At 73.0% G+C, this 26788-nt stretch carries 29 protein-coding genes; 10 read left to right on the plus strand and 19 right to left on the minus strand.

What is annotated here, in order from left to right:
* Together ACLQ3B_RS30645 and ACLQ3B_RS30650 are read right to left on the minus strand one after the other, a co-directional pair.
* Positions 1–1023, minus strand: coding sequence for an adenosine deaminase (locus tag ACLQ3B_RS30645; RefSeq protein ID WP_425784158.1), 1023 nt, complete (start codon positions 1021–1023; stop codon positions 1–3).
* Positions 1020–1814, minus strand: coding sequence for a trans-aconitate 2-methyltransferase (locus ACLQ3B_RS30650; RefSeq protein ID WP_425784159.1), 795 nt, complete (start codon positions 1812–1814; stop codon positions 1020–1022). The genes ACLQ3B_RS30645 and ACLQ3B_RS30650 overlap by 4 nt, the downstream gene beginning before the upstream one ends.
* Before the next feature lie 83 nt (positions 1815–1897).
* On the opposite strand from ACLQ3B_RS30650, the gene ACLQ3B_RS30655 reads away from it, so the two are divergent.
* Positions 1898–2881: an aldo/keto reductase gene (locus ACLQ3B_RS30655; RefSeq protein ID WP_425784160.1), complete on the plus strand. Its 984-nt coding sequence runs from the start codon at positions 1898–1900 to the stop codon at positions 2879–2881.
* 91 nt (positions 2882–2972) lie between these two features.
* Entirely contained in the window at positions 2973–3164 is a 192-nt protein-coding gene (locus ACLQ3B_RS30660; RefSeq protein WP_425784161.1) for a hypothetical protein, read from the plus strand.
* Between the two features lie 121 nt (positions 3165–3285).
* Here ACLQ3B_RS30660 and ACLQ3B_RS30665 read toward each other — a convergent pair whose 3' ends face one another.
* The 7 genes from ACLQ3B_RS30665 to ACLQ3B_RS30695 all read right to left on the minus strand — a co-directional run bounded on the left by ACLQ3B_RS30665 (position 3286) and on the right by ACLQ3B_RS30695 (position 7658).
* A complete protein-coding gene (locus ACLQ3B_RS30665) occupies positions 3286–3489 on the minus strand; it encodes a cold-shock protein (protein WP_030338233.1) in 204 nt (67 codons plus the stop codon).
* Positions 3490–3777: 288 nt separating this feature from the next.
* Positions 3778–4050 (minus strand): DUF4235 domain-containing protein, encoded by a 273-nt coding sequence (locus ACLQ3B_RS30670; RefSeq protein ID WP_130400249.1) that lies wholly within the window; start codon positions 4048–4050, stop codon positions 3778–3780.
* Positions 4047–4388, minus strand: a complete 342-nt coding sequence (locus tag ACLQ3B_RS30675; RefSeq protein ID WP_425784162.1) for a DUF3618 domain-containing protein — start codon at positions 4386–4388, stop codon at positions 4047–4049. The genes ACLQ3B_RS30670 and ACLQ3B_RS30675 overlap by 4 nt, the downstream gene beginning before the upstream one ends.
* Positions 4385–4819: a phage holin family protein gene (locus ACLQ3B_RS30680; RefSeq protein WP_030338239.1), complete on the minus strand. Its 435-nt coding sequence runs from the start codon at positions 4817–4819 to the stop codon at positions 4385–4387. Before ACLQ3B_RS30680 ends, ACLQ3B_RS30675 begins: the two co-directional genes overlap by 4 nt.
* 321 nt (positions 4820–5140) lie before the next feature.
* Positions 5141–6328, minus strand: a complete 1188-nt coding sequence (locus ACLQ3B_RS30685; protein WP_425784238.1) for a mechanosensitive ion channel family protein — start codon at positions 6326–6328, stop codon at positions 5141–5143.
* Between the two features lie 83 nt (positions 6329–6411).
* Positions 6412–7233: a DUF1206 domain-containing protein gene (locus tag ACLQ3B_RS30690; RefSeq protein WP_425784163.1), complete on the minus strand. Its 822-nt coding sequence runs from the start codon at positions 7231–7233 to the stop codon at positions 6412–6414.
* Between the two features lie 59 nt (positions 7234–7292).
* Positions 7293–7658: a hypothetical protein gene (locus tag ACLQ3B_RS30695; RefSeq protein WP_425784164.1), complete on the minus strand. Its 366-nt coding sequence runs from the start codon at positions 7656–7658 to the stop codon at positions 7293–7295.
* 95 nt (positions 7659–7753) lie between these two features.
* Here ACLQ3B_RS30695 and ACLQ3B_RS30700 point away from each other — a divergent pair, with 95 nt between their 5' ends.
* Both ACLQ3B_RS30700 and ACLQ3B_RS30705 read left to right on the plus strand, forming a co-directional pair.
* Positions 7754–8980, plus strand: coding sequence for a cysteine desulfurase-like protein (locus ACLQ3B_RS30700; RefSeq protein ID WP_425784165.1), 1227 nt, complete (start codon positions 7754–7756; stop codon positions 8978–8980).
* Positions 8977–9264 carry a GNAT family N-acetyltransferase gene (locus tag ACLQ3B_RS30705; RefSeq protein WP_425784166.1) on the plus strand — a complete coding sequence of 96 codons (288 nt, stop codon included), beginning with the start codon at positions 8977–8979 and terminating at the stop codon, positions 9262–9264. Before ACLQ3B_RS30700 ends, ACLQ3B_RS30705 begins: the two co-directional genes overlap by 4 nt.
* Positions 9265–9274: 10 nt before the next feature.
* On the opposite strand, the gene ACLQ3B_RS30710 is transcribed toward ACLQ3B_RS30705, so the two are convergent.
* Entirely contained in the window at positions 9275–10765 is a 1491-nt protein-coding gene (locus tag ACLQ3B_RS30710; protein WP_425784167.1) for a glycoside hydrolase family 3 protein, read from the minus strand.
* A 217-nt stretch (positions 10766–10982) separates the two neighbouring features.
* Between ACLQ3B_RS30710 and ACLQ3B_RS30715 the strand changes: the two genes are divergently transcribed.
* The 4 genes from ACLQ3B_RS30715 to ACLQ3B_RS30730 all read left to right on the plus strand — a co-directional run bounded on the left by ACLQ3B_RS30715 (position 10983) and on the right by ACLQ3B_RS30730 (position 14485).
* Positions 10983–11108: a hypothetical protein gene (locus ACLQ3B_RS30715; protein ID WP_255750123.1), complete on the plus strand. Its 126-nt coding sequence runs from the start codon at positions 10983–10985 to the stop codon at positions 11106–11108.
* A gap of 99 nt (positions 11109–11207) precedes the next feature.
* Positions 11208–12158, plus strand: coding sequence for a TIGR03557 family F420-dependent LLM class oxidoreductase (locus tag ACLQ3B_RS30720; protein ID WP_425784168.1), 951 nt, complete (start codon positions 11208–11210; stop codon positions 12156–12158).
* Positions 12159–12261: 103 nt separating this feature from the next.
* A complete protein-coding gene (locus ACLQ3B_RS30725; RefSeq protein ID WP_425784239.1) occupies positions 12262–13893 on the plus strand; it encodes a RecQ family ATP-dependent DNA helicase in 1632 nt (543 codons plus the stop codon).
* 88 nt (positions 13894–13981) lie between these two features.
* A complete protein-coding gene (locus tag ACLQ3B_RS30730; protein ID WP_425784169.1) occupies positions 13982–14485 on the plus strand; it encodes a hypothetical protein in 504 nt (167 codons plus the stop codon).
* Here the strand turns inward: ACLQ3B_RS30730 and ACLQ3B_RS30735 are convergent.
* Positions 14475–16064 carry an MFS transporter gene (locus ACLQ3B_RS30735; protein WP_425784170.1) on the minus strand — a complete coding sequence of 530 codons (1590 nt, stop codon included), beginning with the start codon at positions 16062–16064 and terminating at the stop codon, positions 14475–14477. The genes ACLQ3B_RS30730 and ACLQ3B_RS30735 overlap by 11 nt on opposite strands.
* A gap of 82 nt (positions 16065–16146) precedes the next feature.
* Here ACLQ3B_RS30735 and ACLQ3B_RS30740 point away from each other — a divergent pair, with 82 nt between their 5' ends.
* On the plus strand, positions 16147–16908 hold the full coding sequence (locus tag ACLQ3B_RS30740; protein WP_425784171.1) for a TetR/AcrR family transcriptional regulator: 762 nt from the start codon (positions 16147–16149) through the stop codon (positions 16906–16908).
* 9 nt (positions 16909–16917) lie between these two features.
* Positions 16918–17952 (plus strand): helix-turn-helix domain-containing protein, encoded by a 1035-nt coding sequence (locus ACLQ3B_RS30745; protein ID WP_425784172.1) that lies wholly within the window; start codon positions 16918–16920, stop codon positions 17950–17952.
* 155 nt (positions 17953–18107) lie between these two features.
* On the opposite strand, the gene ACLQ3B_RS30750 is transcribed toward ACLQ3B_RS30745, so the two are convergent.
* The 8 genes from ACLQ3B_RS30750 to ACLQ3B_RS30785 are packed head-to-tail and all read right to left on the minus strand — an operon-like array spanning position 18108 to position 26747.
* Positions 18108–19091, minus strand: a complete 984-nt coding sequence (locus ACLQ3B_RS30750; protein ID WP_425784173.1) for a DNA topoisomerase IB — start codon at positions 19089–19091, stop codon at positions 18108–18110.
* Positions 19075–20037 carry a glycosyltransferase family 9 protein gene (locus ACLQ3B_RS30755; protein WP_425784174.1) on the minus strand — a complete coding sequence of 321 codons (963 nt, stop codon included), beginning with the start codon at positions 20035–20037 and terminating at the stop codon, positions 19075–19077. Before ACLQ3B_RS30755 ends, ACLQ3B_RS30750 begins: the two co-directional genes overlap by 17 nt.
* Entirely contained in the window at positions 20034–20735 is a 702-nt protein-coding gene (locus tag ACLQ3B_RS30760; protein WP_425784175.1) for an SDR family oxidoreductase, read from the minus strand. Before ACLQ3B_RS30760 ends, ACLQ3B_RS30755 begins: the two co-directional genes overlap by 4 nt.
* Positions 20732–22192 carry a PfkB family carbohydrate kinase gene (locus tag ACLQ3B_RS30765; protein ID WP_425784176.1) on the minus strand — a complete coding sequence of 487 codons (1461 nt, stop codon included), beginning with the start codon at positions 22190–22192 and terminating at the stop codon, positions 20732–20734. Before ACLQ3B_RS30765 ends, ACLQ3B_RS30760 begins: the two co-directional genes overlap by 4 nt.
* A 16-nt stretch (positions 22193–22208) precedes the next feature.
* Complete coding sequence (locus ACLQ3B_RS30770) at positions 22209–22901, minus strand: D-sedoheptulose-7-phosphate isomerase (protein WP_425784240.1); 693 nt, start codon at positions 22899–22901, stop codon at positions 22209–22211.
* A complete protein-coding gene (locus ACLQ3B_RS30775) occupies positions 22898–24115 on the minus strand; it encodes a glycosyltransferase (protein ID WP_425784177.1) in 1218 nt (405 codons plus the stop codon). Before ACLQ3B_RS30775 ends, ACLQ3B_RS30770 begins: the two co-directional genes overlap by 4 nt.
* Positions 24100–25074 carry a glycosyltransferase gene (locus tag ACLQ3B_RS30780; protein WP_425784178.1) on the minus strand — a complete coding sequence of 325 codons (975 nt, stop codon included), beginning with the start codon at positions 25072–25074 and terminating at the stop codon, positions 24100–24102. Before ACLQ3B_RS30780 ends, ACLQ3B_RS30775 begins: the two co-directional genes overlap by 16 nt.
* The gene (locus ACLQ3B_RS30785; protein WP_425784179.1) at positions 25071–26747 is read right to left on the minus strand and encodes an HAD-IIIA family hydrolase; all 1677 of its coding nucleotides are present in this window, start codon (positions 26745–26747) and stop codon (positions 25071–25073) included. Before ACLQ3B_RS30785 ends, ACLQ3B_RS30780 begins: the two co-directional genes overlap by 4 nt.
* Positions 26748–26788: the final 41 nt, after the last annotated feature.

Raw genomic sequence — 26788 nt, forward strand, 5'->3', positions numbered from 1 at the left:
TCAGCCGGCAGTGGCGAGGTACGCGTCGATCTCGGCGAGGATCCGCTGCTGACCTGTGGGGTCGAGGAAGGACGCGGTCACCGCGTTGCGGGCCAGCCCGGCCAGGCCCTCGGCGCCGACGCCGAGCAGGCGGGCCGCCACCGCGTACTCGTCGTTGAGGGTCGTGCCGAACATCGGCGGGTCGTCGGAGTTGATGGTGATCAGCAGCCCGGCCTCGACCAGCCGGGGCAGCGGGTGCTCGTCGAGGGTCGCCACCGCCCGGGTGCGGACGTTGGACGTCGGGCAGATCTCCATCCCGATCTGGCGCTCGGCCAGGTATGCGAGCAGCTGCGGGTCCTGCGCGGCGGAGATGCCGTGCCCGATCCGCTCGGCGCCCAGCTCGTTCAGCGCGTCCCAGACGGTCTGCGGTCCGGTGGTCTCCCCGGCGTGCGGCACCGAGCGCAGACCGGCGGCGCGGGCCTGGTCGAAGTAGGGCCGGAACTGCGGTCGGGGTACGCCGATCTCCGGGCCGCCCAGACCGAAACTGACCAGCCCGTCCGGGCGCTCGTCCAGCGCGATGCGCAGCGTCTCCTCGGCTGCCGGCAGGCCGGCCTCGCCCGGGATGTCGAAGCACCAGCGCAGCTCGATGCCGAAGTCGGCCAGGGCGCGCTTGCGGGCGTCCTCGATGGCCTCGCAGAACGCCGGCGCGGGAATGCCCCGTCGAACGTGCGAGTACGGGGTGATGGTCAGCTCCGCGTACCGGACCTGTTGGCGGGCCAGCTCCCGGGCCACCTCGTGGGTGAGGATCCAGACGTCCTCCGGGTCGCGGATGAGGTCCACGACGCTGAGGTAGACCTCGATGAAGTGCGCGAAGTCGCGGAACTCGAAGTAGGAGGCGAGCGCGTCGGGGTCGGCCGGCACGGGCGTGCGTCCCTCGTGGCGGGCGGCCAACTCGGCGACGATCCGGGGTGAGGCGGAGCCGACGTGGTGCACGTGCAGCTCCACCTTGGGCAGGCCGGCGATGAAGGTGGGCAGGTCGGTCACGGGTTCTCCTGGGCATGGTCGCCGGTGCGGGCGACGACGAAGACGCGGCGGAACGGGAAGTACACCTGACCCTGCCGCACCGGGTACGCCGCGGTGAGCCGTACTCCCAGCTCGGCTCGGAAGGCGGACCAGCCGGCGGCGTCCAGTGCGGCCCGGACCGGGCGCAGCGCGGTGCCCTCCATCCAGGCCAGCACCGGGTGCTCGGCGGCGGGTCGAGCCGGCAGCAGGTGCACGTAGGTAGTCTCCCAGGCGTCCACCGCGCAACCGGCGGCGGTCAGCAGCGCCGCGTAGTCGGCCGGGTCGTCGACCGGGTCCGCGCGCAGCAGCGGGGCGACCGTGGCCCGCCAGGTCGGCCGGTCGGCGACCTCGCGCAGGGCGCGGTGCGAGTCGGCGGCGAAGTTGCCGGGGACCTGCATGGCCAGCCAGGCGCCGGCGGGCAGTTCCGCGGCCCAGCGGCGCAGCAGCTCCTGGTGGCCGGGGACCCACTGCAGCGCCGCGTTGCTGACCACCACGTCCTCGTCGCCGGCGGGACGCCAGTCGCGCAGGTCGGCGACCGCGAAGTCGACGGGCGCGCCGAGGGCCTCGGCCCGCTCGATCATGTCGGGTGAGGAGTCGAGGCCGAGCACCCGGCTCGCCGGCCACCGCTCGGCGAGGGTGGCGGTGAGCTGGCCGGGGCCGCAGCCGAGGTCGACCACCGTGCGGGGCCGCTCGGCCGGGACCCGTGCGACGAGGTCGTGAAACGGCCGGGACCGCTCGTCGCCGAAGCGCAGGTAGGTCGTCGGATCCCACATGGTCGCCCTCCAAACCGTACGTCCGTACTGCTAAAGGTACGGCTCGCGTGGCAGGGTGGCAACCCGATCACTAGGCTCGGGGCATGGAACAGCGCAGCTTCAACCGGCTCGGCCGGACCGTTGGCGCGGTCGGCCTGGGCGCGTGGCAACTCGGTGCCGACTGGGGCACCGTCAGCGAGGACGACGCCATGGCGGTGCTCACCGCCGCCGTCGACGCCGGGGTCACCTTCCTCGACACCGCCGACGTGTACGGCGACGGCCGCAGCGAGCAACTGATCGGCCGCTTCCTGCGCACCCGACCCGACGCCGGGCTGACCGTCGCCACCAAGATGGGCCGCCGCGTCGAGCAGCGGCCGGAGGCGTACACCCTGGCCAACTTCCGGCAGTGGACCGACCGTTCCCGGGCCAACCTGGGCATGGACACCCTGGACCTGGTCCAGTTGCACTGCCCGCCCACCGCGGTCTTCTCCTCCGACGAGGTCTTCGACGGCCTGGACACCCTCGTCGCCGAGAAGGCCATCGCCGGGTACGGGGTCAGCGTCGAAACCTGCGACCAGGCCCTCACCGCGATCGCCCGACCGGGGGTGGCGAGCGTCCAGATCATCCTCAACGCGGTCCGCCACAAGCCCCTGGAGCGGGTGCTGCCGGCCGCCGCGGCAGCCGGTGTCGGCATCATCGCCCGCGTGCCGCTCGCCAGCGGCCTGCTCTCCGGCCGCTACGACGAGCACACCGAGTTCCCCGCCGACGACCACCGCAACTACAACCGGAACGGCGCGGCCTTCGACGTCGGGGAGACGTTCTCCGGAGTCGACTTCGACAGGGGTCTGGCCGCCGTACGCCGGCTGGCCCCGCTTGTCGACGCGGACCGCACGATGGCGCAGTTCGCGCTGCGCTGGGTGTTGGACCAGGCGGGCGTCACCGTGGTCATCCCCGGTGCCCGCGACGCTGAGCAGGCCCGACGCAACGCCGCCGCGGCGGCCCTGTCCCCGCTCACCGACGAGCAGTTGGCAGCCGTCCGCGAGACCTACGACGAGCTGATCCGCCCGCAGGTGCACGACCGGTGGTGACCCGCGCGCCCGGGGTGCTCGCGTCGCGTCGTCCGGCCGGCGATGCTGGACGGCGGCGCCCCGCCCCGGGCGGCGGAGAGGGGACGACGCGATGAGAGGCTGGCTTCCGCTCACCCTCGGCCTACTGGCCGTGGTGATCGGTGCGGTGTGGACGGTCCAGGGCCTCGGCTACGTCAGCGGCAGCGTGATGACCGACCAGAAGATCTGGGCGGTGGTCGGCCCGCTCGTGGCGCTGGCCGGGCTTGTGGTGCTCTGGCTCGGTCTGCGCTCGCGTCGACGCTGACCTGTCGCTCCGCAAGTGAGCCCGAGCAGGCGAAAGCCCCGCATCCCAGTTGGGATGCGGGGCTTTCCAGCGACCCTTGGGCTGGATCGTCCCACTGGCCGGCGGGGGCCGGCCGTCTCACTCAGATGGGACGGACCTGCTCAGCCTGCGGGCCCTTCTGACCCTGAGCAATCTCGAACTCCACCCGCTGGTTCTCCTCCAGCGAGCGGTAGCCGCTGGTCTGGATGGCCGAGAAGTGGACGAACACGTCAGCACCCCCACCATCGACGGTGATGAAGCCGAAGCCCTTGTCAGCGTTGAACCACTTCACGGTTCCCTGAGCCATGTGTATCTCCCTCTAAAAACTGGCGGCCGTGCACGCCGTCCGGCCGATTGGCCGTTTTTGAGCAGCGGCGCCTGAGGCGGCCCCACGAAGGAGACTTCTCTCAACCCACGCCATCTCGCAACAGCGGGGACCAGCAAATCACGGACGCAAAAAGTCTGTCACGACCTCTCCGACGAATTTCTCCGACATGTGACCTGACGGATGCCTCAGGTGCGCTGGGCGGCGTGCGATGCCATGCGAAAGCCCCCTTCCCATCGATGCGGGAAGGGGGCTGAAGTCGCTGCCTGGTCAGTCCGGCCAGCTGCCGGTCATCCGGCGGACGCCGACCGCGCCGCCCCGGTCCACGGCGGCCCGGACGACCGCGAAGATGGCGCCCTGCAACGCCGCGGCGGCCAGGATCTCGCCCCAACCGCGATCCTCGTCGGTCGCGTTGGGCGCCTCGCCGTCGCCCGCGGTGACCTTCCAGACCTGCCGAAAGATTGCCCCGGCCACCGTGCCCGCGGCGATACCCAACAGCACGCCGACCGGCCGATACGCGACCCTGCCGATGCTCTTACTCACCTACGCCTCCCCCGCACGATCATCAGCACCACCACGGTGGCCACCGCACCGGCCGCGATGGCCGCCCACGGCACCGGGTTGCGGCGCACCAACTCGCCCTTGTCGTACGCCTGCTCTCGCGCCATCCCGGCGCCACGCGCGGCCTGCCCGCGAACCCGAGCGACGGTCTGCGCCGCCTGCTCACGCATCCGCTCCTTGGCCTGCTCGGCGGACTCCTTGAGACGCGCCTTGACGTCGGCCTTGGCGGCCAACGCCTCCATCGTCTCGCCCAACTCGACACGGGTGCGACGGATCTCCTCGCGGAGAGCCTCCGTGTCGCCGGTCCCGTTGCCGGTCATTGCCGCCCCCTGTCCTTCACCGCGGCGGTGACGGTGTCCATGTCTGCCCGGAGGCTGCGGACCGTGGCCGCCGGAACCGGCGGGACGGCACGGCTGACCTGCTTCTTGCCCACGAGGGCGAGGATGCCGGCCACCAGGAAACAGGCCACCGCCACGATCAGCGCCGCGGCCCAGGCGGGCAACACCAGGTCGAGCAGCAGGATCGCCGTGGCGACCAGCGCGCCCAGACCGAAGAACGCGAGCGCGCCACCGCCGCCGAACAGGCCGATCCCGATGCCCGCGTGTTTACCCTTCTGGGTCAACTCCGCTCGGGCCAGCGTCAGTTCGTCCCGCACGAGGCGGGAGATCTGCTCGGTGGCCCGCTGCACCAGCTCGGCGGTGGAGGGCTCGCTCCCGTTCTGGGATGTGCGGGCTTTCGCCACGTCAGCCATGCTGTCCTCCTTTCCTCATCACCGCGCTGTATGCCCGAAGTCGTCGCTCGTCAATCCTAGAGCGCGTCAACCAGCTCACCGTCCCCGTTGTCTGACGCCGCGCCGCCAACCCGCGGCGAGCCGCCGTGATCACGCAGAGACGTCCGGCAGCACATCCCCCACCCAAGCCCGACCAAACCTCCCACAACCGACCCCCTCCACCCCACTGCGGTGATCATGAAGTTATTGCCGAAACACGCCGCCGCAGGAGGCAATAACTTCATGATCAACAGGGGGCGGGGCGGGGGCGGGGCGGGGGCGGGGCAGGGCGGGGGCGGGGCGTTAGGGGCGGGTTTCTTCGGGGCCGACGAAGGCTTCGCTGCGGGCGTCGCCGTCGTCGCTCCCGCCGAAGACACGTGCGTCGTCGGGCGCCTCGGTGTCGGACAGGCGTCGAGCTGGCCGCCTCGGCTGCACCCACTGCCAGGGCAGGTTGCTGGTGGAGTCGCCAAGCTCGGTGCGCAGCCGGGGCATCGCGGTCGGGCGGTGGTCCCGGATCCAGGCGACCAGGTGCTCCCGGACGAGGCAGCGCAGGTCCCAGAGACTGCCCGCGTCGGCGGCGCTGACCAGCGCGCGCAACCGCACCGTCCCGCCGGTGGCGTCGGTGACCTGGAGGACGCAGACCCGCCCGTCCCACAACTCGGTGCCCTCGACGAGGCGGCGCAGTTCCTCACGCATGGTCTGCACCGGCACCGCCCAGTCCACGTCGAATTCGGCGGTGCCGAGTACCGCCGCCTCCGTCCGGGTCCAGTTCTGGAACGGCTTGCTGGTGAAGTACGAGGTGGGCAGGATCAACCGGCGGTCGTCCCAGATCTGCACCACGACGTAGCTGAGGGTCAACTCCTCGATGCGACCCCACTCCCCCTCGACGACGACCACGTCGTCGAGCCGGACGGCGTCGCTGAAGGCGAGCTGGAGGCCGGCGAAGACGTTGCCGAGCAGGCTCTGCGCGGCGAGCGCGGCCACCACACCGACCACACCGGCCGAGGTGAGCACGCCGGCGCCGATGCCCCGCACGCTGGGGAACGTCATCAGCATCACGCCCACGGTCAGGATGACGATCACCGCGATGGTCAGTCGGCGCAGCATCACCACCTGGGTCCGTACGCGTCGGGCGTGCCGGTTGTCCGGTACGTCGACCCGGAACCGGGCCAGCGCGGTGTCCTCCACGACGATCAGCAGACCGGCGACCAGCCAGGCCATGGTGGCGATGACGCCGAGGATGAGCAGGTGCAGCAGCAGTCGCCGCCAGCTCTCGCCTACCGCGTACCCGGTGCTGAAGCGGGCGGCGAACTGCACGGCCAGGACCGTCGCGGCGACCTGGAACGGGCGGTGCGCGTGGTCGGTCAACTCGGTCAGCAGTAGTGACCGGCGGCCGAACCGGCGGGTCAACCGGTGGACGACCTCGACCAGGAAGAGGGCGACCGCCGCCGCGACGAGCGCGGCGACGGCCGTTTCGAGATAGTTCTGCACGGCTTCGGTGCTCCCCTTCAACCAGGCGTCGGGCACTTCGGGCAAAAGCCCAAGAGTGCCCGACGGCCCGGGAATCGACCAGTTCAGACCTTGCGGTACCGGGACTGGAGGAAGCAGTAGACGCCGAAGGCGGCGATGCCCAGGGCGACAAGGGCCAGCAGGAACATGCCGTACGACTGCTCACGCAGGGTGTGCAGAGCGGCGTCCAGACCACGGGCCTTCTCCGGGTCGTAGTTCACCGCCGCCACGATGACCAGCAGACCGGAGATGCCGTACGCGACGCCCTTGGCGATGTATCCGGCCATGCCCAGCCGGCGGGCGAGCTGACGGGTCTTCGGGCTCATCTCGCCGGTCTTGAGGTGCTTCTCGAACTTCTTCCGGGCGCCGTAGATCACCAGGCCGATGCCGATCGCGGCGACCACCAGCCCGGCCAGGCCGACCAGCCAGCGGCCACCGCTGGAGGTCATCAGCTTGCCCGTCAACGCCTCCTGCTGGTCGGCGCTGTTCGACCCGGCGTCCTTGAAGACCTTGAAGGCGGTCCAGGCGAAGTAGAGGTAGACGATGGTCCGGCCGCCCGAGGCGAGCCGTTCCATGACCCGCTCCTTGCCGCGCTCGGCTTGGTGCCCGACCGCCGCCTCCAGCGCCTGCCAGATCGCCATCGCGAGCAGGCCGACCGCGACGGCGATGACCAGGAACTTGCCGAGGGGCTGTGCGGAGAGGGTACGCAGCGCGCCGGACTGGTCGCCGTCGTCGGACGACGTGCCGAAGGCGATCTGCAACGCCAACCAGGCGAACAGGAGGTGGACGATGCCGTAGCCGATGAAGCCGGCCCGGGCGAGGAGTTCCAGCCACCGGCTGTCCGCCGTTCGGGAGGCGGTGGCTTCGGCGCTACGGGTGAGTGACATGGCGTCACAATCTCCGATTCTGAAGATTCCCAAACGTCGGCCACCGCCACCCGGCCGGATCAGCTGCCCGGGTTACGCGATACGCGGATCTTGACCTGTTGGTCGGTCACGCTGTCCAGGGTGACCGCGAAGCCGCCGGCCTCGGCGGCCTGCTGGCCGGTGGTGAGGGTGAGCTGCTCACCGGCGACCTCGACTGTCACCTGGTCACCCTCGGCGCCGACCAGCTTGGCCTCGACGCCCAGGATGGTGGTGCTCGCGTCGACCCCCCGCTCGAAGGTGACTGTGCAGGCGTCCACCGCACAGTCGGTGGAGGCGCCCTGGGAGCTGCACCCGGCGAGCACGGCGAGGCCGAGCGCCAGACCGGCGACGAGACCGGCGGCGCGGCGGACGGAGGGAATGGGCATGGTGGCGGGTCGGTTCGTCACCTCGCCAAGAGTACGAGACATCGGCGACGGCACCGCGCAACCGTGATCACCCGCCGGCCGACGGGGTACGAGGAGCACCGGCTAGGGTCCGGAACATGCCGTTCGACATCGCCCGCACCCGGGCCGCGTACCCCGCCCTGACCGAGGGCTTCGTCCACTTCGACGGTGCCGGGGGCACCCAGACCGCAGCCGGCGTGATCGTCGCGGTCACCGACGCCATGCGGTCGGCGGTCGGCAACCGCAGCGCCGCCTTTGTGCCGGGTCGCCGGTCGTTGGAGCTGGTGGCCGAGGCCCGCTCGGCGGTGGCCGACCTGCTCGGCGCCGACCCGGCCGGGGTGGTGCTCGGCCCGAGTGCGACCGCGCTGACGTACACCCTGGCCCGCACGCTCGGCGCGGCCTGGCGCCCGGGTGACGAGGTGGTGGTCTCCCGGCTCGACCACGACGCGAACGTGCGGCCGTGGGTGCAGGCCGCCGAGGCGGCCGGCGCGACGGTGCGTTGGGCCGAGGTCGACAGGCACACCGGTGAGCTGCCCGCGGCCCAGTACGCCGACCTGGTCGGTGAGCGGACCCGGTTGGTCGCGGTGACCGCCGGAAGCAACGCCATCGGCACCATGCCGGACGTCCCGGCGATCGCCAAGGCCGCGCACGCGGTCGGCGCGTTGGTCTACGTCGACGGGGTGCACTCGGTTCCGCACGGCCCGACCGACCTGGGCTCGCTCGGCGCCGACGTGCTGGTCACCAGCGCGTACAAGTGGTCCGGACCGCACCTGGCGGCGATGGTGGCGGACCCGGCCCGGTGGGCGGCGCTGCGCCCGGCGAAGCTGGTGCCGTCCTCCGACGCGGTGCCGGACCGGTTCGAGTACGGCACGCCGAGCTTCCCGCTGCTGGCCGGCGTGACCGCCGCGGTGGATCACCTGGCGGGGTTGGACCCGGACGCGGTCGGGGACCGGCGGGCGCGGCTGCGGGCCGGGCTGGCCGCCGCCCAGGCACACGAGGAGGCCCTGCTGGACCGGCTGCTCGCCGGGCTGGCGCAGCGGCCGGCGATCACCGTGTACGGCTCGCCGGCGCGGCGCTGCCCGACCGTCTCGTTCCGGGTCGCCGGGATGTCCCCGGCGGCCGTGCAGGAGGCGTTGGGCGCCGCCGGTTTCTGCCTCTCCGTCGGCGACTACTACGCCTACGAGTACTTCCAGCTGATGGGTCTACGCGACAGCGGCGGCGCGGTGCGGGCCAGCATCTACCACTACAACACGGCCGACGAGGTGGACCGGTTGCTCGGCGAACTCGACGCGCTGGCCGACCCGGCGGGGAGAATGGCCGGATGAGCACCCTGGTCGAGGACAACCCGGCGAAGCACCGCTTCGAGATCCTGGTCGACGACGCGCTGGCCGGCTTCACCTCGTACCTGCCGCGCGGGGAGGTCCTGGTCTTCACCCACACCGAGGTGGACCGCAGCTTCCAGGGCAAGGGGGTGGGCGGCGCGCTGGTCCGCGGCACCCTGGACCAGCTCCGGGCGCGCGGCACGACTGTGGTGCCGCAGTGCCCGTTCATGGCCGCGTTCATCGACAAGCACCCCGAGTACGCCGACCTGGTCGCCGACCTGCCGTAGGGCGGTCCCGTCAGCGGGCGCCGCTGAGCACCTCGGCGGCGGCCCGTCCACTGGCCCGGGTGGCGCCGTGGGTGGCCAGGTGCACCGCCCCGGTGACCAGCTCGGGCACGCCCAACTCGACAACTACCGCGTCGGGTCGGACGGCCAACGCGCGGTGCACGGCGCCGCGCATCCAGTCGTGCCGGTGCAGGTCGCGTACGACCAGGACCAGGGGGCGGGCGCCCGCCCCGGCGCCCGGGTCCGCCGGCACGTCGGGTTCGGCGTAGCGGACGGTGCTGGTGCCGGGCAGCAGCTCGCCCAGTGGCCCGCCGATGCCCCACGGGGTCTCGGCGCCGATGGCGATGTTGCGCAGCGGCTCGAACTCGACGACGTGTGCCGCGCGGGTCAGGGGCAGCGCGATCGTCGTGCCCGGGGCGGCGGTGACCCGGACGGCGCGGCGGGCGGCGACCAGCCCGACGTCGGCGGCGCCGCGCGCTCCGGTCGAGCCGGCGCCCCGGGCGGCCACCGTCCAGGCGGCGAGTTGACCGACGCGCTTGGCGGCCTCGGCGAGACGTTCCTCGGGCAGCTCACCGGAGACGACGGCGGCCACGATGGCGTCGCGCAGCTCGCGGGCGGCCTGCTCGTCGGCCCGTTCGCCACCGATGCAGATCGCGTCGGCCCCGGCGGCGAGGGCACGGACCGTCGCTCCGGCGAAGCCGTACCGGTCGGCGACGGCGCGCATCTCCACCGCGTCGGTGACCACCACGCCGGAGAAGCCCAGCTCGTCACGGAGCAACCCACCCAGGATGCGCTGACTCAGCGTCGCCGGCAGGTGCGGGTCGAGCGCGGGCACCAGCAGGTGACCGGTCATCACCGCCTGCACCCCGGCGGCCACGGCGGCGCGGAACGGGGCCAGTTCGCAGGCGTCCAGCCGGTCCCGGTCGGCGGTGATCCGGGGCAGGTCGTGGTGGGAGTCGACGCGGGTGTCGCCGTGGCCGGGGAAGTGTTTGGCGCAGGCCGCGACACCGCCGGCCTGGAGCCCGCGGACCCAGGCCGCGGTGTGCCGCGCGACAAGCGCCGGGTCAGCGCCGAAGGAGCGGACGCCGATCACCGGGTTCGCCGGGTTGGAGTTGACGTCGGCGTCCGGCGCATAGTTGAGGGTGACGCCCGCCGTGGCCAGCTCGACGCCGAGGTCCCGGGCGACCGCCTCGGTCAGCGCCGGGTCGTCGACCGCGCCGAGGGCGAAGTTGCCGGGCCGGGAGCTGCCGTGCACCGACTCCAGCCGGGTGACGTCGCCGGCCTCCTCGTCGATCGCCACGATGACGTCCGGCCGTTCCACGCGCAGCGTCGCGGTGAGCGCGGCCACCTGCTCGGTGTCGACGACGTTGCGGGCGAAGAGCACCACCGAGCCGAGACCCTCGCCGAGCCAACGGCACACCCACGGTGGTGGGGTGGTGCCGACGAAACCTGGTTGCAGGACGGCGGCGGCGAGCGCCGGAAGGTGCCCGGAGGTGGCGGTCACTCCGCCCCCTCACAGTGATCCGTGTCGATCACCGGCGACGGTGCGCCCCCGTCGATCCGCTGGTTGCGCTCGCTCATGCGGCCCCCGTACCCCATCTCTCGCGCGCCCTCGGCGCACCGCCACCGGCAGGCGGTCCTGCCATGGTCACACTGAGCGATTCAATAGTCAATAAACCTTACAGTTGCCTGGCGGCCCGCTCCCCGGGGAGAGTGCGGGGATGGATCCCGTCCTGCTGGCCGACGCGACGAGCCCGGCCGACATCCCCGGCGTACGCCTGCTCGGCCTGGTGGTCGGCGCCCTGCTGCTCCTCGCCGCGATCCGGGCGATGTTCGGACGACGCTGAGCGACCCGAACCGATCCGGGCCCGACGGGCCGGGTGTGGCCGACCCCGACCGGGGTACGGCTCTCCCATCAGCAGGTCCGCGTGCCGAAGGGGTAAGCCATGAAGATCGGATACTTTCTGTCCAGTGAGGAGTTCACACCGGCCGAGTTGCTGGAGCAGGCGCGCGGTGCCGAACGCGCCGGCTTCGAGGCGCTGTGGATCTCCGACCACTACCACCCCTGGGTGGACGCACAGGGCCAGAGCCCGTTCGTCTGGTCGATGATCGGCGCGCTCAGCCAGGTCTGCTCGCTGCCGGTGACCACGGCGGTGACCTGCCCGACAGTGCGGATCCACCCGGCCGTGATCGCGCAGGCGGCAGCGACCAGCGCGGTGCTGCACGGTGGACGGTTCGTGCTCGGCGTCGGCACCGGCGAGGCGCTCAACGAGCACATCTTCGGCGACGCCTGGCCGCAGGCCGACGTCCGGCTGGAGATGCTGGAGGAGGCCGTCGAGGTGCTGCGCGCCCTGTGGGGCGGCGACTTCGTCAGCCACCACGGCAAGCACTACACAGTCGAGCAGGCCCGCATCTACACGCTGCCCGACGCTCCCCCACCGATCTACGTCTCCGGCTTCGGGCCGAAGTCCATCGACCTCGCCGCCCGGATCGGCGACGGCTACGTGAGCACCATGCCCGACGGTGAGATGGTCCGGCGCTTCCGCGAGAACGGCGGCGGCGACAAGCCGTGCCAGGCCGGCTTCAAGGCGGCGTACGCGGACAGCGCGGAGGAGGGGTTGCGCATCGCGTACGAGCGGTGGCCCAACGCGGGGGTCCCGGGTGAGCTGTCCCAGGTGCTGCCCTCGCCACGACACTTCGAGCAGGCCGCCGAGTTGGTCAAGCCGGAGATGCTGAAGGACGCGTTCGTCTGCGGCAACAGCGCCGACGCGCACCTGGAGATGATCGACAAGTACGCCAAGGCCGGCTTCGACGAGGTCTACGTGGCCAACACCGGCCCGCACTACCAGGGCCTGTTCGACCTCTACCAGCGCGAAGTCCTGCCCCGGCTGCGCTGAGCCCCGAATCAAGGAGCCGGCCATCGAGGGCATGGACGGTGCCCTGCCTATGATCGTCGGAACGCGTTTCGGCGGTCATGGGCTCGGGTACCTCCGGCCCTCGATGAAACTGTCCACGCACTCGATGACGTTGCGCCGCGCGGCCCGCAGCCTTTTCGGCTGGAAGGCGCTACGGCCCAACCAACTGGCCGCCATGCGCGCGGTGATGAAGCGCCGCGACGCGCTCGTGGTGTTGCCCACCGGCGCCGGCAAGTCGGCGATCTATCAGATCCCGGCCAGCCTGATCCCCGGCCCCACCGTGGTGATCTCCCCGCTGCTGGCCCTCCAGCAGGACCAGATCGCCTCCCTCAACGAGCGGCAACGCCCGGAGCTGCGGGCGGTGCGGATCAGCTCGAACGAGTCGGCCACCCAGCAGGCCGAGGCGATCACCGAGATCCGCGAGGGCCGGGCGGAGTTCCTCTTCATCACACCGGAGCAGCTCAGCAACCCCGAGCGGATGGCCGAGGTCGCCGCGCTGAAGCCGGCGCTGGTCGCGATCGACGAGGCGCACTGCATCTCCGCGTGGGGGCACGACTTCCGCCCGGACTACCTGGCGCTGGGGCACCTCATCGACGGCATCGGCCGACCGCCGGTGGTCGCGCTGACCGCCACGGCCTCCCCGCCGGTACGCGACGACATCATCGCCCGGCTGCGGCTGCGCGAGCCGGAGGTGGTGGTCTCCGGGCTGGACCGACCGAACCTGTTCGTCGAGGTCGCGCACTGCCCCACCGAGGACTACCGGTGGCGGCGGCTGACCGCGCTGCTGCGCGACGACGAGCGGCCCGGGATCATCTACGTGCCGACCCGTCGCGCCGCCGAGGAGTTGGCCAGCCGGTTGACCGACGCCGGCTTCCCGGCGCAGTTCTACCACGGTGGGATGGCGGCCGGCGCGCGCGCCGAACTGCACGAGGCGTTCCTCGCCGACCAGGTCCCCATCATGGTGGCGACCTCGGCGTTCGGCATGGGCATCGACAAGCCGAACATCGCCTGGGTGGCGCACATGGCGCTGCCCGACTCGCCGGACAGCTACTTTCAGGAGATCGGCCGGGCCGGGCGCGACGGGCAACCGGCCCGGGTGCTGCTGCTCTGGCAGGCCGAGGATGTGGGCCTGCAACGGTTCTTCAGCGGCGGCCTGCCCGACGTCGACGAACTGCGCGACCTCGCCGCGCTGCTGCGGCGCAAGCCGGCCACCAAGACCGAGCTGCGCGAGACCACAGGTCTCGGGCCGCGCAAGCTGGGCCAGTACCTCTCCCTGCTGGAGCAGGTCGGCGCGGCCGAGCCGCGCGCCCGGCAGCGCATCGGCGCTCCCCGTTACTCCCCCACGCCTGTCGACGCCGCCGCGGCGGCGCTGGCCGAGGCGGAGCGCCAGCAGACCGTGACCCGGTCCCGCACCGACATGATGCGGGCCTTCGCCGAGACCCGGGCCTGCCGGGGGCAGACCCTGCTGGCCTACTTCGGCGAACAGATGACGCACGTCTGCGGGCACTGCGACAACTGCCACAACGGCACAAGCGTGGCCGACCAGGGCGCGGTCGGGCCGTTCCCGGTGCACAGCCAGGTGCGTCACCCGGAGTGGGGGCCCGGCCTGGTGCTCTCGTACGAGGACGACAAGATGACTGTGCTCTTCGACGAGGTCGGGTACAAGACGTTGTCGGTGCGCGTGGTGTCCGAACAGGGCCTGCTGACCCTGGACTAGCCTGACCCGGGCACCGTTGTCGGGCCCGGTGGATCGACCAAGCAGAGCACCGATTGACCAAGTAGAGCAGGGCGGAAGGGGCGTTGCCGTGATCGAGCAGCCGGCGTACACCGGGTTCGGTTTCTCCGACGGGGAGTGGGGGTTGCTGGTCGGCCTGCCGCAGTCGGTCCTGACCGCGGCGAGCGCCGCCGAGTCCGACGGCACCCGCCGGACCATGGCGGAGAACGCGGCCGGGCTGGAGACCATCGCCGCCGGCCGGGAGTCGGCCAGCCCGTTGGTCGCCGCCGTGGCCGGCGAGATCGTCACCCGGGTCGGTGACCCGGACACCGGCGAGGAGTTGCCGGTCATCGCGCCCGCCGACCCCGTGGCGTACATCGACGACGTGCTGCTGCGGGCCGGCGAGGCCGCCGCGTTGCTGGCCGCGCGGGTCGACGAGGGTGAGGCCGGCGCGTACAAGCACTGGCTCGTGAAGATCGCCGAGCAGGTGGTGGGTGCCGCGTCCAGCGGTGGGCTGCTGGGCATCGGCGGCGAGTCGGTCAGCGACTCCGAGCGGCGTTTCCGCGACCGGCTCGCGCACGTGCTCATCGACTGACCGGCGACAACGACGTGTCGGCCGGACCGGTCGGCTCGGCGGCCAGCGCCGTCGGGTCGGCCGGTCGGACGCCGCGCAGCGCGACCACTGCGGTGACCGCGCCCAACAGCATGACCGCCATGGCGGCGTACGCGGCCAGGTGCAGCCCGTCGGTGAACGCGACAGCGGCGGCGTGCCGCACCGCGTCGGCCAGATCCGCCGGCAGACCCTTGGCGACCGCGAGCGCGCCGGCCAGCGTCTCCTGGGCCGCGGCGCCGGCGTCGGTGGGCAGCCCGGCCGGCAGGCCGTCGACGATCTCGCGGCGGTAGACCGCCGCGCCGACGCTGCCCAGGATCGCCATTCCCAACGCACCCCCCAGCTCGCTGCTGGACTCGGTAAGCGCCGACGCGACACCGGCCTGCTCGGGCGGCGCCGCGCCGAGGACCAGCTCGGTGACGAGGGACATCACCAGCACCAGGCCACCCGCGTAGACACTGGCGCCGACGAGCAGCAGCCACAGCGGCGACTCCGGCGTGACCCGGGTCAGCACCACGAAGCCGAGCACGGCGATCCCGAACCCCGCACCGATCAGGTACGCCCGTTCGACGCGCTGGGCGAGGGCGGCGGCGGCCGGTGCGACTCCACCCACCGCGAGGGACGGCACGAGGCTCCACAGTGCCGCGCGCAGCGGGCTCAGGCCGAGCACCAGTTGCAGGTGCTGGGTGGTGAAGATGGCGAAGCCGACGATGGCGAACATCGCCACCAGGTTGACGGCGAGCGACCCGGCGAAGCCGGGACGGCGGAACAACGCGAGATCGACCATCGGGTACGGCCGGGTCCGCTGCCGGTGCAGGAAGAGCGCGCCCACCAGCAGGCCGCCGACGATGGCGAGAACCCGCACCGGGCTGAGACCGTCGCGGGCCATCTCCTTGATGCCGTAGATCACCGGCAGCAGCGCGCCGAGCGACAGCAGCGCGCTGATCAGGTCGAACCGCCCGGTCGCCGGGTTGCGGAACTCGGGCACCAGGAGCGGGACGAGCAGGAGCAGCATCAGCATCGCCGGGATGTTGATCAGGAAGATCGAGCCCCACCAGAAGTGCTCCAGCAGGATGCCGCTGAGCACCGGGCCGATCGCGATGCCGCCGGTGAGGGTGGCGGTCCAGATCCCGATGGCGGTTCCACGCTGCTTGGCGTCGTGGAACATGTTGCGCACCAGGGCGAGCGTCGAGGGCATCAGGGTGGCCCCGCCGACACCGAGCACGGCGCGCGCGGCGATCAGCGTCGCGGTGCTGTCGGCGTACGCGGCCAGCAGCGACGCCGCACCGAAGGCGCTGGCGCCGACCAGCAGGAGCCGGCGTCGGCCGATCCGGTCGCCCAGGGCGCCCATGGTGATGAGCAGCCCGGCCAGCACGAAACCGTAGATGTCGAAGATCCAGAGCTGCTGGGTGGCGGTGGGGCGCAACTCCGCGCTGATGAACGGGACGGCGAAGTAGAGCACCGACACGTCCATCGAGACCAGGAGCAGCGGCAGCATCAGCACCGTGAGCCCGATCCACTCCCGCCGGCCCGCCCGCGGTGCCGGTGTGGTGGTGGTCGTCATGATCAGTTCTCCTTCTGCGTATGTCGTACGCTGTTATGCGTAGACCATACGCAGAACTAGGATGACAGGGCAAGGAGGAAATGTGGCGGCGAAGACAGACGACGGCGGGCCCGTACTCCCGCCGGCCATCGAGAGCGCGTGGGGGCTGCGGGAACGACCACCCAAGGGCCCCCGGCCGGGTATGAGCGTGCCCACCATCGTGGACGCCGCCGTACGCGTGGCCGACGCCGACGGCCTGGCCGCCGTCTCGATGAGCCGGGTGGCCAAGGAGTTGGGCGCCGCGACCATGGCCCTCTACCGGTACGTCGGCTCGAAGGACGAGCTGCTGATGCTCATGGTGGACACCGGCTACGGCCCCTCCCCCGGTCCGCCCGCCGCCGAGGACGACTGGCGCGCCGGCCTCACCCGGTGGGCCTGGGCCGAGCACGAGGTGCTGCGGCGACGGTCCTGGCTGCTGCACGTGCCGATCAGCGGCCCACCGATCACCCCGCAGCAGCTCGGCTGGATGGAGGACGGGCTGCGCTGCCTCGACGGCACCACGCTCGCCGAGGGCGAGAAGTTGTCGGTGCTCCTGCTGCTCACCGGGTACATCCGCAACGAGGCCACCCTCACCTCGCAGATCGCCGAGGGCAGCCGGGCGTCCGGCGTCGAGCCCAGCGAGATGATGCCGGCGTACGGCCGGCTGGTGGCCCGGCTCATCGACCCGGCCCGCTTCCCCGCGCTGCACCGGGTCCTGAGCGCCGGCGTGCTCTACCAGGACGACGACCCCGACGACGAGTTCACCTTCGGCCTGGACCGGATCCTCGACGGCGTCGAGGCGCTGATCCGACGCCGAGCAGGGTAAGGGAGTCCGATGCTGCCGAGAGACACCATCGACACCAGGGTCCTCCCACCGGGCGAACGGTTCGGCATGTGGCTGGACCTGGTGGCGCGCACCTCGGTGCCGCTGCGCATGCAGTCCGCGCAGAGCGACGACTTCGCCGCCCGCGCCGACTTCATCGCGCTCGGCCCGATCCAGTTGGCGCAGTACGAATACCCGTCCCTGGAGGCCACCCGGACCCGGAAGCTGGTCCGTCAGTCCGACCCGGAGCTGTACATCCTCGCCCTCACCACCGGCGGCATCGGCACGTCCAGCCAGGACGGGCGCCGGAGCGAGATCCTGGCCGGCGAGTTCACCTTCTACGACGGGACCCGGCCGCACGACGTCTGTCACCACGCCACCGAGCCCGACCGGGACCACGCCACCTCGATCGTCACGATGATCCCGCACGCCGCCCTGCCCCTGCCACCGCAGCGGATGGCCGCGCTCTACGGCGGCCGGATGTCCGGCAGCGAGGGCATCGGGGCGCTGCTGGCGCAGTTCCTGCTCCAGGTGACCGGGCACCCCGAGCAGTACCATGCCGCCGACGCCAGCCGACTCGGCGCGGTGGGGCTCGACCTGGCCACCACCATGCTCGGCCGGCACCTCGTCGCCGAGGACGCCGTTCCCACCGAGGTCCGCCGCCGGGCGCTGCTCACCCAGGTGCAGTCGTACATCCACCGCCACCTCGGCGAGGCGACACTCGGCCCACAGGTCGTCGCCGACGCCCACCACATCTCGGTCCGGTCCCTGCACCGGTTGTTCGAGGCCGAGGACACCACTGTGGCGTCGTTCATCCGGGACCTGCGGCTGGCCCGGTGCCGACGCGACCTGACCGACCCGGCGCTACGCGATCAGCCCGTGCAGACCGTCGCGGCGCGGTGGGGTTTTCCCGACAAGGCCCACTTCAGCCGGGCATTCCGGGCCGCGTACGGCACCACCCCGCAGGAACACCGCGACAGTGGCTCGGATTTGGCGCGGATCGTCAACCGGCAGGCATCCACCGTCAACTCGCTGCCGGCAGACTGACAACAACGCGGTCGGCCAGTTCCTGGTGGGCCGCCAACGGGGGCCGTGGCGAGGCGCCCGCCGCGCGAGCGGCGGGCGGCCGCCCGGTGGCACCCCGCTGACGCCCGAGGCTCCGGTCCCGTCGCGCTTCCCCCCAGAATCGCCGACGGGGCCGGTCAGGACTTCTCCAGCAGCTCCAGCACGACCCGCTCCGCCTCCTCGCGAGGCGCCCGCGGGTCCACCGACGCCACCACCCCGTCGTGGTAGAGGTCGACCACCCGGGGGTCCACGTACGACGCACGAGCCACCGTCGGCGTGTTGCCCAGCAGCTCCGCCACCGCGCGCATCACGGCGACCACCGACCTGCGCCGGGCGGTCACCGAGCGGGCCGGGCCGGCGGTGGCCAACTCGGTGGCCGCGAGCACGGTGGCGTGCCAGGTGCGGAAGTCCTTCGCGGTCATCTCCCCACCGCTGGCGTCGCGCAGGTAGCCGTTGACCTCGTCGCTGCGCACGTCGCGCCACTCCCGGCCGTCCCAGTAGCCGAACAGCCGCTCCGCCCGTCGCCGGCGACGGCGCAGGTTCATCAGCACCTGGCACAGTTCCGGATCCTCGATCCGGCGTACCTGCTCGATGCCCCCCTTGGCGGGAAACACGAACACCACGCAGCCACCCCGGGACCGGGCGTGCTCGGGGCGCAGGGTGGACACCCCGTACGTCGGGTCGTCGCCGTTCGCGTACTGGTCGCTGCCGACCCGGAACATCCCCATGTCCAGCAGTCGGGCCACCGTCGCCAGCACCCGGTCCCGGCCCAGTCCATGGCCGTCCAGGTCCCGTCCCACCCGCTCGCGCAGCGCCGGCAGCCGCCGGGCCACCTCCAGCATGTGGTCGAACTTCGCCTCGTCCTGCTTCTCCCGCCACCGCGGGTGGTAGACGTACTGCTTGCGTCCGGCCGCGTCGATCCCGATCGCCTGGATGTGACCGTTCGGATGCGGCGCGATCCAGACGTCCTGCCAGGCCGGGGGAATCACCAACTCCCGCAGCCGGGCCAGGACATCCGGGTCCCGCACCGGCGCCCCGGAGGGGTCGACGAAGAGCCAACCCCGTCCGCGCCGACGCCGTCCGTACCCCGGTCGACCCGGGTCGCTACGCCGCAACCGCACCGGAAACCCGCACCACCCTCAGCACCTCGGCCACGGCGGCCAGCACCTCGTCGAGGCGCAGAGCCGCCATTGTCGGGTGGCTCCCTACCCCGTCCCAGCTGGGCCAATCCCCCTCGCCGGCCCAGAGCACCCGGTGCCGTGGCCGGTCCGGTGGCGGCCCCCAGCGCGCCGGTGGCACCGGCCCGAAGAGGACGACCGACGGGGTGCCGTACCCGGTGGCCAGGTGGGCGACGCCGGTGTCCCCGCTGACCACCAGCCGGGCGTCGGCCACCAGCGCGGCGAGCGCGCCGAGGTCGGTCCGGCCGGCCAGCACGGCGTCCGAGGTCAGGCCCGCCGTGTCGGCAACCTGGGCCGCCAAGGCCCGTTCGTCGGCCGAGCCGGTGAGCAGCACCCGGTGCCCCTGGTCGGTCAGCGCCCGGGCCAGCGCGGCGAACCGCTCGGCGGGCCACCGCTTGGCCGGGATCTTGCTGCCCGGGTGCAGCAGGGTGACACCGCTGGGCAGCCACGGCAGCCCCGCCGAGTCGGGTCGACGCAGGCTGAGGTCGGCGCGGTCGGCCGGGATGTCGTACCAGGACAGCAGCCGGCACCACCGGTCCACCTCGTGCTCGTCGACGTCCCAGGACGGGCCGTCCGCCCAGCCGGCCTCCGGGTTGGCGAAGGCGAGCAGCCGGGCGGGCCGGGCGGCCGTGAGCAACCGGTGCGACTGGGGGCCGCGCCCGTGCAGGTTGACCGCGACCCGCGGGGCCGACCCGATCCGGAGGGGTCGGTCCAGCCCGGCGGTGTCCACCAGCCGGTCGACGCCGCCGACCAGGTCGACAAGCGGGGCCAGCCAGGCGGGTGCGGCGAGCGCCAGCTCCCGCGAGGGGTACGCGGCCCGCAGCGCCCGCAGAGCGGGCACCGCGGTCACCAGATCGCCGACGCCGAGGGCGCGCAGCACGAGGATCACGGGTACGAGGTCTCCTGCTCGGCGCAGACCACCATCTCGCGCACCGCGCAACCGGGCGGCTGGTTGAGCGCGAACATGACCGCGGCGGCGGTGTCGGCGGGCTCGTTGAGGATCGCGTCCGGCCCCGGCTTGTACTGCGGGTCCCGTTCGTCGAAGAACGCGGTGCGCATCCCGCCCGGGATGAGCAGGGTGACGCCGACCTGACCGGCCAGCTCGGCGGCGAGGGCTCGGGTGAACCCCACCACCCCGAACTTCGCCGCGCAGTACGCCGTGGCGTCGCTGACCGCCTTGACTCCCAGGGTGGAGGCGACCGTGACGATGCGGCCCCGCGAGGTCAGCAGGAACGGCAGCGCGGCCCGGATCACCGCCGCGGTGGCCAGCAGGTCGACGGCGACGATGCGGTCCCAGGTCTCCCCCGGCACGTCGGCGAGTCGGCCCGGCACGTCCGTGCCGGCGGCGGTGACCACCGCGTCCAGGCCACCGGCCTGCTCGGCGAGATGCTGGGTGGCCACCTCGGCGGCTCGCGTGTCGGCCAGGTCGCACTCGGTCCAGGACACCCCGTCGACGGGTGGCTGCCGGTCCAGCACGAGCGGTCGGCCACCGGAGGCGGCCACCGCGGCGACCACCGCGGCGCCGAGCCCGCTGGAACCGCCGCTGACCAGCACGGTGGGCCCGGCGCCGGGCCGCGTGGCGGTCATCGGGTCCGCCCCGCGAGCGTGCGGACGATCAGGTCGGTGGTGGAACGACCGTCCAGGTAGGGCACCACCACGGTGTTCCCACCCCACCGGCGCAGAACCTCCGCCTCCGGCAGGCCGGCCGTCGCGTCCCCACCGCCGGTGGCGTAGTCGCCGCCCTTGACCCAGACATCCGGGCGTACCCAGGACAGGGCCGCGGCCGGGGTCGGCTCGTCGAAGACCAGGACCGCGTCGACGCAGCTCAGGGCGGCCAGCAGTCGGCTGCGGTCACCTTCGGACTGCACCGGGCGGTCCGGCCCCTTCAACCTGGCCACGCTGCCGTCGGAGTTCAGGCAGACGATCAGGCAGTCGCCGAGCTGCCGGGCGGCCTCCAGGGTGGCCACGTGCCCGGCGTGCAGCAGGTCGAAGCAACCGCCGGTCGCCACCACCGTGCCACCCGCGGCACGTACCTCACCCAGGAGCGTGGCGACGGCGGCGACCCCGACACGGTCAGCCACCGCACGACCGCGTGGTCCCGGCTGAAGCGCCCGCGAGCCCGGTGCGCTCCTGGCCCGCACCGGCGGCCCCGCCGGTGGCAGCGCCGCGGCCACTCCCCCGCCGGCCACGTACGCGGACGCCTCGGCGACGGCCACCTGCACCGCCTCGGAGACCAGTGCGCCCTGGGCCAACGCGAGGCTCGCCGCCGCCGCGAACCGGTCACCGGCACCGCAGGTGTCCCCCTCGGCACTACCCGGCGTCGGCACCACGAGCGGCGTCGAGCCGGCGTGGCAGAGCAGCGCGCCGTCACCGCCAAGCGTCACCGCGACCGCGCCGGCCCGCCAGCGCCGCCGTAGTCCCTGGGCGCCACGCGACGCCGTGGCCAGTCGGGAGGCGCCGGGCAGCGCGGGGACCAGCTCGCGCACCTCGGACTCGTTCGGGGTCGCCAGGTGCACGCCGGGCACCGCCGCCGGGCCGCGCGGATGCGGGTCCCACACCACCGGCGCGCGGGTGGCGGCCAACGCGTCACGCAGCGCCGGCTGCCGGGCCACCCCCCGGCCATAGTCGCTGACCAGCACCGCCGACGCCGCGGCGATCACCCGGAGCACCTCGTCGGAGGGCTGACCCGGCTCCCCGGACGTGCCGCCACGGTCGTGGCGCAGCAGCACCCGCCCCCGGGCCCGCAGCCGGATCTTCTCCGGTGTCGCGCCGGCGAGGGCCAGTGGGTACACCTGCACGCCGGCGGCGCTGAGCAGGGCGCTCAGCCGGGCCCCGCCGGCGTCGTCGGCGAGCGCGGTCACCAGCACCACCTCGGCGCCCTGCGCGGCGGCGAACACCGCCGCCAGCCCGGCGCCCCCCGGCCGGTCGGTGGCCGTGGTCTCGTCGAGCACCGGCACCGGGGAGTCCGGGCAGAGCCGGTTCACCACACCTTCCACATCCCGGTCGAGCAGGGTGTCCCCGAGCACCACCACAGGTCCCCTCACGCTTGCCTCCTCATCCTCACGCGTCGACCTGCTGTCCGGTCCCGCCGTCGAGCACCACCTCGACCCCGGTGCGCACCGGAGCCGGCTTTCCGGGCACCGGTTGGACGACCGCCGGATCGGCGACTGCGGCCAACGCGGCGGGCAACTCCTGTTCGAGGTACTCGCAGAGCAGATGACTGGTCACCAGATGCAGCTCCTGGACGACCTGGGTGTCCGGGGACGCGACGGCCAGCACGTCGTCGCAGGCCGCGGCGAGCGGATTGGGGGTGGCGCCGGTGAGCGCCCAGGTGGTCACACCGATTTCGCGGGCGGCCTGTGCGGCGGTGACCAGGTTGGGGCTGGTCCCGCTGGTGCTCAGCAGCAGCAGGACGTCGCCGGGGCGGCCGTGGGCGCGCACCTGACGGGCGTACACGTCGGCGTAGCCGTAGTCGTTGGCGATGGCGGTGAGCGCGCTCGTCTCGGCGTGCAGCGCGATCGCGGACAGCGGCTGACGGTCGTCACGCAGCTTTCCGACCAGCTCGGCGGTGAGGTGCTGGGCTTCGGCGGCGCTGCCGCCGTTGCCGGCGACCAGCAGGCGTCCCCCGGCGGCCAGCCGGTGGGCCAGGTCCGCGCCCCAGCGCGCCAACTGTCGCTCACACCGCCGGTACGACACCAGCGCCGCCGCGAGATTCGTCAGGTGGGTGTCGAGCAGGCTACCCGTCGGCATCAGGCCACCACCCGGGTCGGCCGCCGCACGGCAGCCACCTCGCTGTAGACCTCGACCAGCCGCTCGGCGGTCGCCGCCCACGAGTACCGCGCCCGGGCCCGTTCCCGCGCCGCCGTCGCGTACGCGAAGCGCCTGATCCGGTCGTCGAGCAACCCCTGGATCGCGGTTGCCAGGGCGTGCGGGTCCCGGGCCGGCACCAGGTCACCTGTCGTCCCGTCGACCACGGTGTCCCGGATGCCACCCACGGCCGTGCCGACGACCGGCACCCCACAGGCCATCGCCTCCAGTGGGGTCAACCCGAACGGCTCGTACCAGGGCGCCGCGACCAGCAGGTCCGCCGAGCGGTACCAACGGCCCATCTCCTCCCGGGGCACCGCGCCGACCAGGTGCACCCGGTCGGCGACCCCGCACGACTCCGCGAGGGCCCGCAGCCGGCGGGCGTACGGGTCGGTCTCCAACAGCCCTTCGGGCGGGCCGCCCACGACCACGCACTCGGCGTCCGGGACCAGCGCCATCGCGCGGACCACGGTCTGGAAGCCCTTGCGCTCGACCAGCCGACCCACGGTGAGGATCCGAGCCCGGCCCGGTTCCCGGTCGGCGGCCGGTCCGAGCGGGGCGAAGGTGGCCAGGTTGACCCCGGAGGGCACCACTGTCATCCGGGACCGGGGCACACCCATCCGCACCAACTCGCCCACCTCGTCGCGGCACTGCGCGACGATCCGGTCCACCGAGCGGCCCAGCTCCCGCTCGTAGGAGACCCGTCGGGCCGGGCTGGTGTCCTGCACACCCTGGTAGCGGCGCTTCACCGTGCCCAACGCGTGGTACGTCTGCACCACCGGCACCCCGGTCTGCCGGCCGGCGGTCAGCCCGGCCAGGCCACTCATCCAGAAGTGCGCGTGGATCACCTCGGGCACCCAGTCGCCGCCCCGCCAGCGCTCGATCAGCCAGTTGCTGAACTCCCGCATGTGCGGCAGCAGCGCGTCCTTGGCCACCGGCTCGGCCGGTCCGGCCGGCACGTGCACCACGTCGTACCCGTCCGGGCTGCGGACGGTCACCGGCAGGTCGAGCGCGTCGCGGCGGGTGTAGACCCGCACCTCGTGCCCCGCGGCGGCGAGCGCGGCGGACAGCTCCGCGACGTGCGTGTTCTGGCCGCCGGCGTCCTCCCCTCCGAGGACGGCGAGCGGGCTGGCGTGCTCCGAGATCATCGCGATCCGCATACTTCCTCCTCCAGCAGCCGGTCCCAGTCAGCGAGGAAACGGTCGAGGCCGTACCTGTCGCGCGCGGCGGTTCGCGCCGCCGCTCCGGCCTGCCGCGCGGTCGCCGGTTCGCTGATGAACCGGCGGGCGGCGTCGAGCAGGGTGTCGGTCCGGGTGGCGAGAGCCCCCGCCTCCGGGGGCACCGCCATCACCGCCTCGGTGGTGGCGAGTGCGACGACAGGCATGCCGATCGCCATCGCCTCGATCAGGCTGAGCCCGAGGGAGGTCCACCGGCACAGGTGCAGGTACGCCCGCCGCCGGGCCAGCTCGGCGTGCATCCGGTCCTGGGGCACGTCGTCGTGGCTGGTGAGCCGGTCGGCGGGCAGTCCCAGGTGGTCGGCCAGGCCGGCGACACCCATGCCGAACACGTCCAGCGGCGCGATCTCGGCGAACTGGGGCAGCAGGTCGGTGCCGGTGACCCGACCTCGCCGTACCGGCTCGTTGATCACCACGGCGAGGCGGTCCAGCTCGCCCGTGTAGGACGCGGAGGGGGCGACGATGCCGTGGTCGACCACTGTGGTGCGGGTGGCCCCGGTGTCCCAGAAGATCTGGTTGAACCCGGTGACGTGCGCGATGAGCAGGTCGTCGCGGTCGGCCATCGGGTGCCGCGTGTTGGGCACGTCGCCCTTGGGGGTGTTGTGTTCGACGTAGATCGCGGGGAGGTCGCGGCCGGGGCGGCGACGAAGCCACTCCTCGGCCCGGTCGATCTCCTCGGGGCGTTGCACGATGACCAGGTCGACGTCTGCGCCCGGCAGTTCCTCCGGGGTGACCTCGACCGCGCTGTCCGGCCACGGGTAGGTGCGGGCCCGGCCGAGGCCGTACGGGCCACGGTCGGGTGTGGTGGGAATCAGGTAGCGGTGGCCGCCGTGCACGAACGACGTGGTCCAGGAGCCGTGCACGTGCCAGAGCAGGATGTTCATCGGCCGCCACCACCACCGACGGCGAGCGTCCGTAGCGCGTCGACCACCTCGTCCGGGTCGACGCCACTGAGACAGGGGTGTCCGGGGACCGGGCAGCTGGCCGCCCGGGTGTCCCGGCAGGGCGCGGCGGCGTCGCCGAGCCGGACGGTGGGCACCCGGTAGGGCCCCCACTGGCCGAACGGAACGGTGGGCGCGAAGAGACTCACCACGGGCACGCCGGCGGCGGCCGCCAGGTGCGCGGGCCCGGTGTTGCCGACCACGACCGCGCTGGCGTCCGCGACGATCGCCGCCAGCCCGGCCAGGTCGGTGCGGCCGCCCAGGTCGGTGCCGCCGGCCGCGGCGACACCTGCGGTGACGGCGCGCTCGTCCGGGCCGCCGGTGACCAGCACCCGGTGCCCGGCGTCGGTCAGCGCCCCGACGATTCGGGTCGCCACCTCGGGCGGGCAGGCCCGGCTCGACGCGGCCGACCCGGGGTGCAGCACCACGTACCCCGGGTCGCCGAGGTCGGCCGGGCGCGGCGGCACGGCGTCTCGGCGGAGCCGGAGGACGGGTTCGTCGCCGTCGGGCAGCCGGTGGCCGGCGGCGGCGGCCAGGGAGAGGGCACGTTCGGGTTCGGGGACACCGACCGGAACCCGGTGCCGGATGTCCAGGAGCGAGCCCGGATAGTCGTCGCTGATCGCCGCGATCCGGTCGATCCCCGCCATCCGCAACAGCAGGGCAAGCGGCAGGGCGGACTGGTGGAACGAGGTGAACACCACGGCCTGGTCCGCACCGAGCGCGCCCAGCCGCGCGGTCAGGCTCCGCATGGCCTCCGGGTCGACCGGCCCCGGTGTCGGGTCGATCCACGGCAGCGGATGCTCGATGATCTCGTCGACGCCGGGCAGCAGGTTGGCGGCGGCACGGCCGCGCGGCCCACACAACAGCACCACCCGTTCCGCTCCGGCCGCGACGGCGCGGATCGCCGGCCCGGTGACCAGCACGTCACCCGCGGAATCCGAGCGGACCACGAGCGCCGTCCGTACCGGTTCGGTGGGCAGCGCCGAGGGCTGTACGGCCTGTTGGCGGCGCAGGATCTCCGCCACCGCCGACGGCAGATCGGTGGCCAACCACCCGGCGGCGGCGACCTCCTCCGGCCGGGTGACCGGCGTGGGCACCAGCACCCCGGCGGCCCCGGCGGCCAGCGCGGCGGCGACGTCCCGGCCGATGTCGCCCACCAGCACGCACCGGGACGCCGTCGTGCCCAACTCCCGGGCGGCGGCGTGCACCAGACCGGGCGCCGGCTTGCGGCAGTCACAGCCGTCGGCGTCGTCGTGCGGGCAGACCAGCCACGCGTCGAACCGGCCCAGCAGCTCCTCGACCCGGGCGTGCACCGCCCGCATCTGCTCCACGGTGAAGTAGCCCCGGGCCAGGCCCGACTGGTTCGTGACGACGGCCAGCCGCAGACCGGCAGCGCGCAGACGGTCCAGCGCCGCCCGCGCGCCCGGCACCGGCCGCACCTTCTCCGGGTCGCCGTTGTACGGCACGTCCTCGATCAGGGTGCCGTCGCGATCCAGCAGCACCGCGTCGTAGAGAACAGGTCGAGGGCTTGCGACAGACCCGGAACCGACGCGGTCAGCAGCGGCGTACACCTGGGCTGACCTGCGCTGATACGGATCCTCCTGGTCCTGTCGCACAGCCGGCGGGTTCCCTGCGCCCCGAGGAGTAAACGTCGCCG

The organism is Micromonospora sp. DT53 (assembly GCF_049841535.1).
Lineage (GTDB): Bacteria > Actinomycetota > Actinomycetes > Mycobacteriales > Micromonosporaceae > Micromonospora.